15 protein-coding genes are annotated in these 14,743 nt (G+C 37.2%); 6 read left to right on the top strand and 9 right to left on the bottom strand.

Annotated elements, in window-relative coordinates:
• Positions 1-23 precede the first annotated feature (23 nt).
• The gene (locus tag MUW56_RS19685) at positions 24-1,142 is read right to left on the bottom strand and encodes an NAD(P)/FAD-dependent oxidoreductase (protein ID WP_292014791.1); all 1,119 of its coding nucleotides are present in this window, start codon (positions 1,140-1,142) and stop codon (positions 24-26) included.
• 93 nt (positions 1,143-1,235) lie between these two features.
• Between MUW56_RS19685 and MUW56_RS19690 the strand changes: the two genes are divergently transcribed.
• Positions 1,236-2,195: an AraC family transcriptional regulator gene (locus tag MUW56_RS19690; RefSeq protein WP_292014792.1), complete on the top strand. Its 960-nt coding sequence runs from the start codon at positions 1,236-1,238 to the stop codon at positions 2,193-2,195.
• A 219-nt stretch (positions 2,196-2,414) separates the two neighbouring features.
• Here MUW56_RS19690 and MUW56_RS19695 read toward each other — a convergent pair whose 3' ends face one another.
• Positions 2,415-2,606: a hypothetical protein gene (locus MUW56_RS19695; RefSeq protein ID WP_292014793.1), complete on the bottom strand. Its 192-nt coding sequence runs from the start codon at positions 2,604-2,606 to the stop codon at positions 2,415-2,417.
• Positions 2,607-2,691: 85 nt separating this feature from the next.
• Positions 2,692-3,507: an AraC family ligand binding domain-containing protein gene (locus MUW56_RS19700; RefSeq protein ID WP_292014794.1), complete on the bottom strand. Its 816-nt coding sequence runs from the start codon at positions 3,505-3,507 to the stop codon at positions 2,692-2,694.
• A gap of 82 nt (positions 3,508-3,589) precedes the next feature.
• Here MUW56_RS19700 and MUW56_RS19705 point away from each other — a divergent pair, with 82 nt between their 5' ends.
• Positions 3,590-4,645 carry an SDR family oxidoreductase gene (locus MUW56_RS19705; protein ID WP_292014795.1) on the top strand — a complete coding sequence of 352 codons (1,056 nt, stop codon included), beginning with the start codon at positions 3,590-3,592 and terminating at the stop codon, positions 4,643-4,645.
• Between the two features lie 298 nt (positions 4,646-4,943).
• On the opposite strand, the gene MUW56_RS19710 is transcribed toward MUW56_RS19705, so the two are convergent.
• The 6 genes from MUW56_RS19710 to MUW56_RS19735 form a co-directional block, all read right to left on the bottom strand.
• On the bottom strand, positions 4,944-5,354 hold the full coding sequence (locus tag MUW56_RS19710) for a hypothetical protein (RefSeq protein ID WP_292014796.1): 411 nt from the start codon (positions 5,352-5,354) through the stop codon (positions 4,944-4,946).
• 198 nt (positions 5,355-5,552) lie between these two features.
• Positions 5,553-6,758, bottom strand: coding sequence for an MFS transporter (locus MUW56_RS19715; protein ID WP_292014797.1), 1,206 nt, complete (start codon positions 6,756-6,758; stop codon positions 5,553-5,555).
• A 221-nt stretch (positions 6,759-6,979) separates the two neighbouring features.
• A complete protein-coding gene (locus tag MUW56_RS19720) occupies positions 6,980-7,591 on the bottom strand; it encodes a response regulator transcription factor (protein WP_292014798.1) in 612 nt (203 codons plus the stop codon).
• Between the two features lie 17 nt (positions 7,592-7,608).
• A complete protein-coding gene (locus tag MUW56_RS19725; RefSeq protein WP_292014799.1) occupies positions 7,609-8,433 on the bottom strand; it encodes a HAMP domain-containing sensor histidine kinase in 825 nt (274 codons plus the stop codon).
• The gene (locus MUW56_RS19730; RefSeq protein ID WP_292014800.1) at positions 8,433-9,614 is read right to left on the bottom strand and encodes a hypothetical protein; all 1,182 of its coding nucleotides are present in this window, start codon (positions 9,612-9,614) and stop codon (positions 8,433-8,435) included. The genes MUW56_RS19725 and MUW56_RS19730 overlap by 1 nt, the downstream gene beginning before the upstream one ends.
• A gap of 817 nt (positions 9,615-10,431) precedes the next feature.
• Positions 10,432-11,079, bottom strand: a complete 648-nt coding sequence (locus MUW56_RS19735; RefSeq protein WP_292014801.1) for a DUF1349 domain-containing protein — start codon at positions 11,077-11,079, stop codon at positions 10,432-10,434.
• A 90-nt stretch (positions 11,080-11,169) separates the two neighbouring features.
• On the opposite strand from MUW56_RS19735, the gene MUW56_RS19740 reads away from it, so the two are divergent.
• The 4 genes from MUW56_RS19740 to MUW56_RS19755 all read left to right on the top strand — a co-directional run bounded on the left by MUW56_RS19740 (position 11,170) and on the right by MUW56_RS19755 (position 14,663).
• Complete coding sequence (locus MUW56_RS19740; RefSeq protein WP_292014802.1) at positions 11,170-11,907, top strand: response regulator transcription factor; 738 nt, start codon at positions 11,170-11,172, stop codon at positions 11,905-11,907.
• Positions 11,908-11,979: 72 nt separating this feature from the next.
• Entirely contained in the window at positions 11,980-12,336 is a 357-nt protein-coding gene (locus MUW56_RS19745; protein ID WP_292014803.1) for an AraC family transcriptional regulator, read from the top strand.
• A gap of 422 nt (positions 12,337-12,758) precedes the next feature.
• A complete protein-coding gene (locus MUW56_RS19750) occupies positions 12,759-14,015 on the top strand; it encodes an aminotransferase class I/II-fold pyridoxal phosphate-dependent enzyme (protein WP_292014804.1) in 1,257 nt (418 codons plus the stop codon).
• A 6-nt stretch (positions 14,016-14,021) separates the two neighbouring features.
• Positions 14,022-14,663, top strand: a complete 642-nt coding sequence (locus tag MUW56_RS19755; RefSeq protein ID WP_292014805.1) for a TetR/AcrR family transcriptional regulator — start codon at positions 14,022-14,024, stop codon at positions 14,661-14,663.
• Positions 14,664-14,743: the final 80 nt, after the last annotated feature.

The raw sequence follows: 14,743 nt of genomic DNA on the forward strand, positions 1-14,743 counted from the left end.
TTTATTCCAGGGGTCAGATTACTTTACTGAATCAATTGTTGAAAAGAAAAATCAGGATGACGCATTTCCATCTCGTTTTTGGAAGATGAACGTTGGGCTTCGGTGGCGTAGATAAACATTTGCTGTTCATAATGACTGATAGCGGCTTCGATAGAGTGGTGCGGTCCTTCGGTAAGGCTGTCGGACAAGATCAGCGCATCCATCAGTCCGGTATTTACACCCTGGCCTGCAAAAGGAGGCATAAGATGGGCTGCGTCACCTATCAGGGTGATCGGCAGGACACGGTCATTCTTCCATGGAAAATTTAGTGGCAGTTTTCTCGTCGGCAAGCTCAAAAAACTTAAGGTAGATTCGAATAACTGCTTGTAACGTTGGTTCCAATGAGTAAATCTGTTCAAAAGGAGCTCCCGGATACGGTCAGTGCCCTGTAGATTGGTCCGGGCATCATCAGGGGTTTTAAAGATAACACCATAAGCTAATACCCCGTTATTGTCAGGATTTACAACGATTAAATTCCCTTGGCATGCTGTCATGAGCCTGTTTCCGTTACACCATTGGTAAAATTCAGGACATTGTATCTCCGGTTGTGGAATATCCCCTTGTATAATCATGGTTCCCGTATCTTCAACGACAGCATCTGTCACATAGTTTCTTATACCGGACATTCCGCCATTTGAAATGATAACCACATCTGCTGATGCTTTTATTCCATGGTCAAAAAGCAACCGCCATCTCCCATCACGGACTTCAAGCCCTGTACATTTTCTATCCCAGATAACAGTATGGTCTTCTAAGCTATCCAGCAGCATTTTTCTTAAGTTATTTCTGTTGATTTCAGGATTGTCAAACTGATTTTCCGGAGTAATTTCCTTGGTAAACAGGATCTTTCCTTTTTCGTCAGCAACAGTAATGCCCATAGGTATTGCCATTTTATAATAAGTTTCCAGCAATCCTGCCTTTTTCATGGCTTTCTGTCCTGAATCTTTGTGCAGGTCAAGGGTGCCGCCCCAGATTCTTGCCTGTGGGTCTCTATCTCTTTCATAAACGGTTGCTTTTATACCTTTTTGCTGAAGTAATTTCGCCATAGTAAGGCCAACCGGGCCGGCCCCTATAATCGCTACTTTTTTATTTTTTAATAACATAATCTTGTATTGTGGAATGCTGATACAAAAATGAGGTGTATTTTAGAAATAAAATAGTTATATTAGACTTAAAAATAGCTGTAAAAGACTTTTATGGAAAATGATGACCAAACAGTTCCTGCTATCCTGAAAAAGCTGGCCTCTTTATTGAGAACAGAGATAAAACACAGAAAACTGGAAATTCCATCCCGCTTTGGAAACGGATACTGTACCGGGTTTATTTTTAACGAACATATCCGGATGCTGATCAGTCATTACAGGCTGAATGAAGATATTATCCTGGAGAACCCAGAAGTGGATGCTTCTAAGAAGATGCTATTCTTTAAGTTTCAAAATATATTTTCCCAACCAGGAAAGAGGGCAGATGAAACGAATGCACAAGAGATCCCTTCTGTCCTGATTGCTACCAGCCGCATCAATACTGATGCTCTTATTCCGATCCATACCAATACAGGTGCCATTAATATCGAAGTGGATGCAGATTATCTGGGCAGGCAATTTCAGTCGCCGGATCAATCTCCTGTGGTGAACAGTCTTTTGAAGAATACTCAGCCTTTGCTTTTTGAGCAGATGATTGATCCGTCAATGCAGGATATTGTCAGAGAGATCATTGCGGATGATACGGACGAAAATTTTAAACTTTTTTTTCTGAGACTAAAGGCTGAAGAACTGATTTGCAGGCTAGTGATAGCCATGGAGAAGCGGGATGAAAAACGTCTTTATAAGCTGAACAATCAGGATGTTGAAACCCTTTATAAAGTAAAGGAAAAAATCCTTGGGCAGCTGGCTGTACCTCCCGTTATCAATGATTTGGCCGCCGCCGCCGGTATGAGCCCCACCAAACTGAAACGTCTTTTCAGACAGATTTTTGGAAACAGTATTTTCAGTTATTATCAGGAATTTAGGATGAAAGAAGCCGCTTTCCTGTTAAATGAGAAAAAATATTCCGTTTCTGAAGTGGGTTATAGGCTGGGATTTACCAATTTAAGCCACTTTTCAAAAATATTTAAAGAACATACCGGGATGAAGCCGAAACAATATTCGATGAGGTAAAAGGCCGCACGGTGTATGGTTTCTTTTTAATAATAAAGACTGTCTCCAAATGAAACAGCCTTTATCATAAAAATGAAACACCCCAATGGGCTAAAACCTAAATTATATTCCTAAACCATATTAATCCCACCAGCTATGGCCTGAAACTGCATATTTTCCAGCACCGGTAAAGAAAAAACGTAAACCAACCATCAGGTAAATGGCCGGCAGCTCCAGCGCTCAGCCTCCAAATTCATTAAGCCTCAGCAGATTGCCCGTCTGTGCAAGAATAATGGCTGTAAAACAATTCGCAGCAAAGATCAATCCTGCCAGACATATTCTGAATACTGTCATAATCATTACAGGAGCTATGATTTCACCTGCAAAAACCCAATAAGCGAAAAACGGAGGCAAGCCATGCTGCACCATCATATTTTCAATAAACCAATCCCGTGTATCAGTGCAGCGGTATAAAGTGATAGAACAAGGGACTTAATTCTGCTTTTTTGCCGGTAGTTTATTCTTTTTGATTTCTAACGGGAGAAATGTCTTTTTGCAAAACCTTTGAAAGATGGCTGCTGTCAGTCAGTCCGAATTCAACTGCAATTTCTTTTAAACTCATTCTTCCGCCGTTCATCCGCTGCTGGATCAGAATATTCCGGTATTGAGAAATATAATTTCTTAGCGTAATACCGGCGTTCCTTTTAAAATATGTTCCGAGATATTCTGTGGCTAAATTAAAATGTTTTGCCATGTGTTGGGCTCTCAGCAGATCTGGTTCGTAAATGTTTTTGTGAATGTAACAGAATATTGCCTGAAGATCTCTGCTCCGGTTTCCGACAGCCTGTAGCTCCGGCATATTTCTTTTTAAAACAGATGACAGTGTAAGAAGCTGATACCATATTAATTCCTGATTATCGAGAATATGATGTTGAAGGGAAATAATGACATTGAAAATGAGCCGAACAGTACACCGTTCCCGTTCCGGAAGATTAAATCCGGCCTGATGGGTTTCCCTGCTTTTGATAAGGTATTCCAACTGGTGGATAGTAGAAGGGGACATACCTGTTTTTCTATACAGATAGGCGTCTGTGAACTTGAGATAGATAAAATGGGTACATTGTTCAATTTCAAAATAGTGATATTCTTCCGGTCCTAGTAAAAAAACACTTCCTGATTCATATGACACTGCATTTCCATTGATAATATGATTGCCTGAACCTTCTTTGATAAAGATAATCTCATAATGGTTATGGCTGTGTTCAGGGTGTTCCCATTGTGACCCCTTAAAATCGGATATTATGACAGGTTCAAATTGCCGGTAACGTTTCATATCTGAAATTTACAATATTATGTTTGATTTTTACATGTTTTTAGAAAAAACTCAGGCTAATTTTACATCATAATTAAAATATATGGAAGCAAAAAATAACACGGCCTTAGTGGTTGGAGCTAATGGAGTGATTGGTACAAAGCTGATCAAGTATCTGGAAAAACTCGGAACATGGGATATCGTCGGCCTTTCACGAAGGGGAGGAATGAATACGGATAAGGTGCGCTATATTGCTGTAGATTTACTGGACCCTGAAGATTGCACGAAAAATCTGACTTCGCTAACAGATGTGACCCACATTTTTTATGCTGCTTATCAGGATAGAGCAAGTTGGTCCGAATTGGTACAGCCTAATCTAGACATGCTGATGAATGTATTAAGTACGGTGGAATCCGTTGCAAAAAGCTTACAACATGTCAGTTTAATGCAGGGATATAAAGTATATGGAGCCCATCTTGGATCTTTTAAAACTCCTGCTAAAGAAACCGATGCAGGGCACATGCCTCCGGAGTTCAATATTTCCCAACAACAGTATCTTGAACAGCAGCAGTCGGGCAAAACCTGGACATGGTCAGCCATACGTCCATCAGTTGTTGGCGGGACAGCAACCGGAAATCCTATGAATTTGGTAATGGTAATAGGCGTCTTTGCCACGATTTCAAAACAACTTGGGATTCCACTTCGTTTTCCGGGTAAAGCAGGAGCCTACGGAACATTGCTGGAACTGACAGATTCTACATTGCTGGCAAAGGCTATGGTTTGGGCAGCTACCAACTCACAATGCGCCAACCAGGCGTTTAATATTAACAATGGAGATCTGTTCCGGTGGAATGAGATGTGGCCTAAAATTGCAGCTTATTTTAAAATGGAGACGGCACCTCCCTTGCCATTGCCCCTGCAGACCATGATGGCTGATAAGGAAACCCTTTGGGAAACGATCCGAAAAGACTATGCATTGGAATACAGTTTCAAAGAAGTTTCATCCTGGGCATTTGGAGATTTTGTATTTTCCTGGGATTATGACTTTTTTGCAGATGGTACCAAGGCAAGACGGATGGGATTCCATGAATTTGTCGATACGGAACAGATGTTTTATGAATTGTTTGATGAAATGCGCCATAAAAAGATTATTCCTTAAGACTATGTTGTAGGTGTAATATGATGTAAAATAATCTGTATTTCAGAGATCCTGATTTCCGGACTGAAATCATTTTGTAAGAATGATAAACCTTAAGAAGCACCAGACAGATGTTTTTTCTCAGATAGCTGAGGTAAAGGTTCTGTATTTCGCATACGCATCCACTCTGGAGTGCTCGAATGTACGCAAATATTAAAAAAGCCTGTTTTAAACAATGTAAGTTACAGGATTTCAGGGTTATAAAAACAGCCGCAGTTTTTAAGCTGCGGCTGTTACAATAACTAGGAACTATTTAATACTATTCTGTCTTTAGATAGCCATAATGCAAAGAGGGTTCTTTTCCAAATAAGCATGAAAAGATATTCTGAAACTCATGAATATATTTACATTTTATGGAATTACCATATATTTTTAATCCTTCCAGTATTTTTCTGGAACTCAGGTCAATGTCATATTTTATAAAGGCCTCAGGTCTTTCATAACGTATTCTCTGATCTGAGCTGTAAGTTCTTGAAAAACCAAGCTTTTCAAGCCATTCTTCTGTTATTCTGATAGGCCTGATGGACTCTGCCGGTACTGAAATACTGCGGATATCATTTTCAATTTTAACAAAATAAGCCTGTTCGACACTCTGAAAAATTTCAGTGATCGTATAAATCTGATTTTTGTACTCGACTAAATTTTTGATTTTAAGATCTGCTACGTTCATAATATTTTGATTTTTAATGAGGGATTTGGTAATAGATAATCCATCAAATACTATGCCTTGCATCATGTTGTTAAACAGTGTTTTAGTAAAGAATGTGTTAAATATTGATGCCAGATCATTAACAATATGTTAAAAACAGCGCTGCAGCAGTAGCTAAGGGCATTTTTCTAAAAACGGACATGTGGTATCTGTGTGGTACTAAAAAGATTTTTTCTCTTTTTGTACAGTGTTACCGGCAGTTGCCAACAGCAGGGCTACAATAACGGTAATAATAAGAACTGAAATGAAAACATTCCAGGAAAAAGAATGAAGAAGGTATCCGGTTCCACTTCCTAAAATACTGGAACCGAAATAATAGAACAGCCAGTAAATAGAGGTGGCCGAGGATTTTCCCTGCTTGGCATGGAGGGCAGTCATTTGGCTGGCCATGGTATGTGCCGCAAAAAAAGAAAGGGTAAACAGCCCAAGTCCAAAAATGACGATATAAATATTCTCCGACAATAACAGGCACACACTGCAAAGCATAGAGATAATGGAAGCTTTCAGGATAGTATTCATAGGAAGCCTTTTCGAAAGACGCCCTGTGATCATGGTTCCAAAAACCCCGAAAATATACATTAAGAAAATAAAGGCCATAATGAAATGGCTCAATGAGAAAGGTTTAGCTTCTAATCTGAAAGTCAGATAATTGTAAACACTTACAAAAACACCCATCAGCAAAGCTGCTATGAAATACAAACGAAGCATATAGGAGTTGGTCAGAAAATTTTTCATCTGCTTTACCTTTTGATGATAGTCTGTTTTCTGTGGATGGAAGAATTTTGACTCCGGAAAAAATTTCCAGAATACCAGTCCCAGAATCAAGCTTTCTATCCCAATACATAAAACGGCATTTCTCCATCCGAACTCCCCTGCCAGAATAGTGGCTGTTATCCTTCCACTCATTCCGCCAATGGTATTTCCGCTGAGATACATGCTGATGGCAGCAGGTACCGCTGCCAGGAAAACCTCTTCGGTAAGGTAGGCCAGGGCGACGGCGGAGACTCCGGAAACCACAAATCCTTTCAGTACTCCAATCGCGACAAGCATGCTGAGACTGGGAATCCATGCTGAAATAATAGTGAGTAGGGCGGATGCCACCAAAGAAAATACCATCAGCTTTTTTCTGGAGTAGCTGTCTGCCTTAAAAGCAAAAAATAACAGTCCAAGCGCCATTCCTATCGTGGAGGAAGAAACGAGTAGGGAAGTATCGCCTACTGTCACATTAAAATATTCTGCAGCCATTGGAAGCATCGGCTGAAAAAGATAAAGCTGAGCAAATACAGAAAGGCCTGAAAAGAAGATACAAAGTTTTATATACCGGAAACGTTTACTTCCCTGTTTTGCTTTTTCAGATGGATTCATGATTTTTTGCAATTCAAATGCAGTGATTGTACAGAAATTTTATTCTGTAAATTTCCTGATATTTTTTAAATTCTGAAAGTGCTTGTTTCAATGGCGTTGATTGGCAAAACCAATCAGTAAAATATAGCTGAAACATTTTGAACGGTTCCAAAGAGATGTATTCCAATCCTTTTTATTTTAAAACAGAAGATTGGAATACCTGCAGGATGTTTCATTAAATGTCAGTGCATCATCTCATAGGCCTTGATCAGCTCGGCAATATTGGCTACTTCCAGCTTTTGAAATATCCTTTTTTTGTATGTACTTACCGTAGACATCTGGATATTCAGCCTGTTGGCAATTTCCAGATTTCCGTTTCCATCGGCCAGCAGTTTAAAGATTTCATACTCCCTGGAAGACAGCTTCTCTGCAGGATTGTCACTTTTGTTCTGGATAATGAGGCCAATCAGTTCTGCCGGGTAAAAATAGCCTTTTTCAATGACTGTTTTCACTGCATTGACGATTTCTTCTTCGCTGCTCTGTTTGTTCAGATATCCCTCGGCGCCCTCTCTGATATACTGTATGGCTACATCTTTATCATATCCTGAAAATACAAGGATTTTTAAATCGCTCTGTATATCTTTAAGTTCAGAAATCATCTTTTTATATTGCGTTCCCGGCATATCAATATCCAGAATTAGAAGATGGTAATATTCAGTGGTAAGCATTTCTTTTACCCGTTCGTAGTTTTCCGCAAAATCTATTTTACATTCCGGGTAGGCAGATTCAAGCACCAATGCTGTTCCGGCTCTTACTACGTAATGATCATCAGCAATTAAAATTCTTTCTTTCATATAAATTAGTTTTTTTCTTAAAAAATTATTTCTACAACAGTTCCCTGAGGAAAATTTTGTTTAAAGCTGATCTCAGCGCCAATTTTCTTCACCAGATGGATCACCATATGCAGTCCCAATCCTTTCCCTTTAAAACTTGGGGTTTCCAGTTTGGGATTCCTGAACAGGTTCATATAAACAGTCATCTGCTCTGTAGACATGCCTGCCCCTGTATCGGTTATTGTTATAATAATTTTCTGTTTGTTTTCTGTAATAGCAAGGGTAATATCTCCCTTGAAAGTATTTTTTACGGCATTATCAAGGACATTGTGAATAATAGCAGATAAAATACTCTCACTCACTTTAGTGTACACTTCACTTTCAGTACTGTTGACGATGACGGTTCCTCTTTCCTTAGCAATTTCCCAGAATAATTTTTTCTTGATTTCTAAAATCCTGTTGAGAAGATACTCTTTCTCTTCAAAGATATCTTCAGCTTTGTAAAGTTCCGTGTACTCTTTCAAATTTAAAGTAAACTGATAAAGCTGCTCGGAAGATTTATAAATACTGTCAAAATATTTTTTCTGAAGTTCCACATCATCGGATTCGTAAAGCTTCTGGGAAAGCATTGCGATGAATCTGATAGGGGTTGTAATATCATGACTAATGGTCTCCACAAGTTTTTTTTGGTACTCGGTTTCTCGCTGTAAATCGTTTTTTACCACTTCCAGGGTAAGAGATGTTTCTTTAAGCTCTGAGTTTTTATTGTGGACAATCTTTTTTAAAGCCTTATTCTTTACCCTTAAAAAGTTGGTTGTCACCTGAATGATGACCACTATGGCAGCCAGGAAAATAATAGCCACTAATATTTTGAACAGTAAGGTCTGAAAGAAAAAGGCCTTATTTTGAATCGGATCGTTTTTTCTTGATATTTTCCATCCGGAGATACCAGCATTCTTACACTGAGGGTATATTCACCCGGATTGAGGTTGCTGACCGTATATTTTAAATCCCTTCCTGTGGAGACCGGTTCCCAGTCAGATTCTTCTTCCCCGGATATTTTAGCTTCTATGTAAAGGTTTTCCAGGTTTGAAAAATAGGGGATATCAATAAAGATGTCAGCTGTTTTGTAGTCACTCTTTAGATCCAGCAAACCATTAAAACGCAACGTTTCTGAATTGCCAGTTTTTACCCTCTCAAGGTATATTTTTCTGCTGTCCGGATCATAGGTCTCGATTTGGGCAGGACTGAAAAATACAAAGCCATCCATAGAAGGAAATGCAAATTCTCCATTCTTTAAAGCGTAAGCATTCGGCTGTGAATTTCCATTGAACTCATTGGAGATAAAACTATCTTTTTTGGTGGAGCGGTAGTAAACCGGCCGGCGGCTGCTGGCTGCGTGCTGATCTTCCAGAGTAAGCTTCCCTTTGTAAAGGGAATAGGTTTTTCTTGTCTTAAGATCATTGATGAAAAGAGTTTCATTGGATACAAAGATATTGTTCAGATCTTCATTGGAAAAAGGGATGGGTATTCGTTTTTCCACATGATGTTCATCCTTGTAAATAATAAGATTTTTTTCCCGGAAAATGTATTTTGAGTTTAGCGGTATGAAATAATGAATATTATTATAAAAATTTGATGTTAGAATAGTATTGGCAACTCTCTGGATAAAATTATTCTCGTTTGAAATGTAAATCCTGTCGGGACTGTTCACCGGGCTCAATTTTGGAAATCTCTCCCTGATGATTATTTTATTCCCCTGAAAATGATTAAGAGTAGTAATGCTGTCCGGCAGCGGATCACCGATGAATATCCCGAAATGAGGGTTGTTTACTTTAAAATTATTGAATGTAACAAATGAAATACCGTCGTACCGCACCAGTCCGTTTTCAGTAGATATCCAGATAAAACCATATTTATCCTTAACAACAGCTTTCGCGCTGCTCTGCGGAAGTCCGTTGTCAATATTATACCATGTCGAAGTATAGCGCTGTCCGCAAATGTTTAAATATAAGAAAGCAAAAAAAAATGCCCAAATCCTCATATGTGCAAAACTGATCTATGTTTTTCGCATATCAATGCAAAAAATGGTTAATACTAGTTTTTGTACAAGCCGAAGTTTTTTTTAAGATAGGAAACGATTGAAAATAAATTTTGATCATTAAGTTTTTTTTTTGTGTTTTGTGCTTTATCGTTAAATTGATTTATTTGATGGTGTAAAAATAGTGAAATTATACAGATAAACCAGCATATTTTGATTCGTTTTAATATGAGTTTTATCTGCCGCGGATGGTTTTAAACCAAGTAATTGAGCCTTTTTTGTAGTCATATTTCTACAAGAAGAGAGTTTTTATTCTCAATGTTTGTTGTTTTTGCCCCGATACATGGATGATTCTCACCTAGGTTCTTTTAAGCTCCCGATTCTGGCTGCAGAAGGTATACCCATAAAACGATGCGGTTTCTTTACCGTGATTTTCAATAAAATATTTGATCCTCAGACCAGTGAGTTTTTTAATTTATGTTATTTGTTTTCATTATATCATTTATTGATTTAAATTTTCAATTTACTTTGATGTTGTAGTAAAAGTTTTACAAAAATATGACGTTAATTCTACATTGGATTTTTGCACCCTACCCAGAAGATTTATACTTTTGCAAAACAGTTCCCAACAACGATAAAGAGAGGTTTTTTAACCAAAATAATGATTCTAAGAACACAAGAGATTCAGCCTCCAAAACAAAGGGTCTCTTTTAAGAGATCTTTTTGCTTTTTTATCCGTTTTCCCGGTAAGATGTAAAAATAAAAACCTCCCAAAAAGGGAGGCAAAAATTGACTGTATATTGAAACGTATTTCAATCGGTTATTGATTGCTTTCAAGCCATTTTAATCTGCGTTGGTCCGGCAGATGCTTTATCTTGAAATTTTCAAAAGTGGCAGTAAAGCCTCCGCCGTCAGGACAGGCTGCCATTAAGCCTACCATTACCGGAATATTATCCTGAAAGGGTGCATTACGCATCATGCGGTAGTTTTTATCATCAAAAGAGTAAAAGATTTCAACAGCATCCAATCTCCTCACGGCCTTTATCCAGATCGCGGCAGGGATTGTATCTAACGTGATCACGCTCCAGTCGCTCTTATCATGAGTCACAACAGTACTTAGATTGTATTTTCCATCCACGAACTCAACGCCGGCTTTGATATAATGGTTCTTGTCCGTTCTCAGCATCAGGCCCATCTGGTCAAACCTTGCTTTGTAATTTCCTGTGATTTTCACTTTTGCTTCAAATTCACCGCCGTAGGTCGTATAATAAAAAGGAGCATCATCTACTGTAAAGCCATAATGAGAAATCCTCCAGTAATCACTCTGCGGAGTTACAAACATAGAGAGGCTGTTGTTTTTGATCTCCCATTTTTCAGGTTCATTAAACCATGTCATTTTTTCTAAGGTCTGTGCTGAAATTTTCTGGATAAGGAAAAGAGCACTGAAACTCAAGATTAATCTCTTCATTTTTCTTTTAAATAAGTTCTAAGGGTAAATTACTATTTTAGCAAAAGTATAATTAAAGGAATAGCTCACCAATACTGAAAAATAACCATTATGGAGATCCGGGAACAATTAAACGATCAATTACTGGACAAGACTTCAAAAAAATGCCTGCTTGATAGTGAGATTTATAAGCAGAGAGCATTAATGTATTCACAAATGGAAGGAGCCATAAGCGTACTGAGTGATATGCAGGCAGATAAAAGCTACCTGTACAAATCCGGAGCCGCTTCCGAACTTGGCCTCAACTGTAAAGAAAATCCGGTAGAAATTGATTCTATCTGGGAGGAGGAAATGTTGAAAAAGATCCATCCTGATGACAGGCTTAAAAAATACATTCATGAACTTCGTTTCTTTAAACTGCTGGAGTCGATGAATAAGGAAATCCGTACCGATTACAGCGTAGTCTCAAAAATCAGGATGGCGGATAAAAACGGAGAATATAAATGGGTTAAACACCGGATGTTTTATACCTATTCGCCCTATAATGGAAAACTGAGATTTGCCCTTTGTCTTTATAATATTGCTTTGGAAATGTCCTCAATTCCGGAGTTTTTGATTATTAATATGGCTAAAGGGGAAGTCATCGTAAAAGACAGGCTGGATTATAAAAGTATTCTGAGCCCAAGGGAACTGGAAGTTTTAAAATGGATTGGTGAAGGATATGCCAGCAAGCAAATAGCGGATATACTCTCCATAAGTATCAATACCGTAAGCAGGCACCGGCAGAACATTCTTGAAAAGTTAAAAGTGAAAAATTCAACACAGGCATTTAAAGATAGTTTCTATTGATCTGTTTTTCCGGGAAATTCACCATCATATTTAATTTCTTATTCTTAAATTTATTGTTTTAAATGATCTAGGATGAAAAGAAGTGAAGAAATTGCCGGTCAGTATTTTGACTTTTTAGAAAAGCATATTCAGGATGTGATTGCCGGGCGGGCTTCCGAATTGATGGAACTGAACGAAATTGCCTCCGAATTGGCTGTTTCGCATCAGCATCTTACCGATACGGTGAAGAAAGAAAAAGGAAAACATCCCTGTTTTTTTTATGATGAAAAAATTATTCAGCAAGCTCAGTTAATGCTTGAGAATTCCGATAAATCCGTCGCTGAGATTGCTCGTATTTTTACTTATGATCCTTCTAATTTTTCAAAATTTTTCAAAAAAACGACCGGAATAACTCCCGGAATATTTAGAAAATCGAGTAGGGATAACTGATTAAAAAAACGGCTGTTGAATGTGTTTTGTTATGTTTTATTTCTCATTTTGGGGACTTATAACAGGAATGCTTTATTATAGAAAGTGATTTTCACTAAATAAAAATCAAATATTTAACATAATTTTTGAAAAATAATGTTTTATAAATGAGATGGTTGTAAAAAATGAATATCTTTTTTATGATATATTTATTGATATTATTTTATCATTTTCTTTTTTTTTATAAATTTAGATTAGAAAAACAAGCTAATCTTAAAAGAAAAAATATACGATAACAGGCAGGTATATAATTTGGTTTGCAGCATATAATAAAATAATTTACTTTTAATAATAATTTGTTTTAGAGAACAACTGAAGGCCTCCAAATAGTTATATATTTGTTTTTATTAAACCACACAAACCACAACATAACAACATTAAGGATGAGTATTGATTTTACAACAGCAACTTTTAAAGATTTTGAGAATATACCGGATTATGATATTGCTCAAAGAGCAGATTATTTTTATGAATTTCTAGACCATATGACCGCTAGAGGACATAATAATTACAGATTGAAAAATACGTCAGGAAGCAATGCAACATTAAATATAGATATTGCAGACCACAATAAAGAATATATCAGTTTTGTTTCCAGTGATTATTTAGGTTTTTCACAACATCCGAAAGTAAAACGGGCTGCTATTGAAGGAATTGAAAAATATGGAACAGGGACAGGAGCATCGCCCCTTATTGGCGGATATTTTGATTATCATAATGTTTTAGAAAAAAAAATCGCTCAGTTTTTTGGAAGGAATGAAGAGGAAGTAGTATTGTTTACTACCGGATATGCTGCTAATAGTGCTACTTTGCAGATTTTAATGCAGAAAGAAGATATTGCAATTTTAGATATGGGGGTACATGCAAGTGTACATGAAGGATGTGCTTTTACCAATAAAAAAACATTTCCGCACAATAATCTGGAAGCTTTGGAGCACATTTTGAAAATGTCTGAAAGTATGTACCGTACAAAGCTTGTTATCATCGATGGAGTATACTCTCAGGAAGGTGATACGTCGCGTGCGAGCGAGATTTATGATCTTGTAAAAAAGTATAATGCCTATCTCATGGTAGATGATGCTCATGGTGTTGGAGTGCTGGGAGAAACAGGAAGAGGAGCTCTGGAATATGATGATTTGTTGCAGAAAGTAGATTTTATAGCAGGAACATCTAGCAAAACGTTTGGTAATCTGGGAGGGTATATGATTACTAATAAAAAAATAGCATCTTTCCTTAAGTTCCAGTCAAGGCAACATATTTTTTCCGTAACAGCGCCGCCCTCTTCTGCAGGAATAGTAAAGGCGATTGATCTGATTGATGAAGAACCGTTTTGGAAAGATAAATTATGGAATAATATCAATTATTTTAAAAAGGGACTTGATGATTTAGGGTTAGATACAGGAATTACTTGTTCAGCAATTATTCCGGTGAAAATAGGGGACCAAAGTAAAATGTGGGATATAGGTAGAATATTGATAGAAGAAGGAGTCTATACAAACCCTATTATGTACCCTGCGGTACCAAGAAAAGACGCTCGAATCCGAATGACTGTGACCGCAAGACACGAAAAAGAACATCTTGACAAAACATTGAATGTCTTTGATGATATTAATAAAAAATTGCATATTGCGAAAAAATAATAAATTATGCCTAGAAAAGTAGTGCAAGGACCCATTAGGGACAAAGAAAAAACAAAACAAAAACTGCTTGCAGCAGTTGGTAAAATTTTGAGAGTAAAAGGCTATTCAGGTCTGAAAGTAAGTAAAATTGCAGCCGTAGCCGGATTTGACAAAAAGCTTATCTATGAGTACTTCGGAAGTACAGATAAACTTATTGATGAATACATAAAATCTCAGGATTATTGGAGTAAATTCAGTCCAAATATTGAAGAAGAAATACAGGTGGGAAAAGGTAAGGATGCCCTGACCCAAGGAATTCTTACTCAGTTTGAGAGCTTGAAGAAAAACAAAGAATTACAAAAAATTATTCTTTGGGAACTTTCTGAAAGTAAGCCAATACTTAAAAATATACTGAAGCAAAGAGAAGAGGTAGCTGCTAATTTATTCGAAAATGTAACGGATCCTTATTTCGGTGAAAATGCTACAAACGTCAGAGCGATGTTAGCTTTAATAGCAGCAGGAGTATACTATCTGAATTTATTTCCGGCATACAACGGAACGGAATTCTGTGGTATTGATATGAGAACTGAGGAAGGAAGAGGTGAAGTTGAAAAAGTGATTGTTGAGATTATAGACTATTACTACCAAACAAAACAATCAAAAAAATGATCATTAAAAGTTTTCCAATTTGAACAGAAATCAGTTTTTTGTTGATAATTTGAAAACTTTTAATTTTCAAATTAAAACTA

The organism is Chryseobacterium sp. (assembly GCF_022869225.1).
Taxonomy (GTDB): Bacteria; Bacteroidota; Bacteroidia; order Flavobacteriales; family Weeksellaceae; genus Chryseobacterium.